This is a genomic window from Limnohabitans sp. G3-2 (genome assembly GCF_002778275.1).
GTDB lineage: Bacteria > Pseudomonadota > Gammaproteobacteria > Burkholderiales > Burkholderiaceae_C > Limnohabitans_A.
Genome location: NZ_NESG01000021.1, coordinates 1 through 1,025 on the forward strand (window position 1 = coordinate 1; position 1,025 = coordinate 1,025).

Below are 1,025 nucleotides of genomic sequence, written 5' to 3' on the forward strand. Positions count from 1 at the left end.
GAAGGCAAGTTGTTTGTGCCGCTGGGCATTGCCTTCATCATCTCGACACTGGCCTCTTTGTTGGTGTCGGTAACGATGACGCCGGTGCTGAGCTACTACCTCTTGCCGGGCATGAAAAACCTGGACCATGGCGACACCAAAGTGCTGGCATGGCTCAAGCAAGGCTACAAAGGCAGTTTGCAAAAAGTGCTGGACAAGCCACGCGTGGCGATAACCAGTGCATGTGTGGCGGTGGTGTTGGCTGCGGCGGCTGTTCCGTTTTTTCCGACCACCTTCTTGCCTCCTTTTAATGAAGGCACCTTGCTGGTGGGCATACGGCTGAACCCGGGCGTGACCTTGACCGAGTCCTCTGACCTGGCGCGCCAGGCCGAAGTGCTGGTCAAGCAGGTGCCCGAAGTGCTGCATGTGGGCAGGCGCAGCGGACGTGCTGAACTGGATGAGCATGCCGAAGGTGTTCATGTCAGCGAATTGGACGTGGGCATCAAACCCTCAGGGGAGTTGACGCGCTCGATGGATGAGGTCCGTGCCGACATCCGTGCACGCTTGGTCAACCTGCCTGCTTCGATTGAGGTGGGGCAACCCATCTCACACCGCATCGACCATATGCTGTCTGGGGTGCGCTCCCAAATCGCCATCAAGATTTTTGGCGAAGACCTGGACGTGCTGCGCGGGCAAGCCGATGCGCTGCGCTCACGGCTGTCAGGTATCGAGGGCATAGCTGACCTGCAAATCGAAAAACAAGTTCTTGCGCCCCAGATCAAGGTACGGTTGGACTATGCGGCAGCGGCGCAATACGGCCTGTCTGGCGCGCAAGTGCTTGCCACACTGCAGACCTTGGTGGAAGGTGAACGTGTCACGCAAATCATGGAGGGAGGTCGCCGCTTTGCGTTGGTTGTGCGTTTACCAGAATCCGCACGATCGCTGGAAGGCTTGGGCCAGGTGTTGATCGAAACACCCTCGGGCAGAATTCCGCTGTCCAAAATCGCAACGATTGAAGACGCCGATGGTCCCAACCAAATCAGTCG

1 protein-coding gene is annotated in these 1,025 nt (G+C 58.0%); it reads left to right on the forward strand.

Annotated features, from left to right (window positions below):
• On the forward strand, positions 1 to 1,025 hold a 1,025-nt coding region (locus B9Z31_RS15290), incomplete at both ends, for an efflux RND transporter permease subunit (RefSeq protein WP_143473872.1).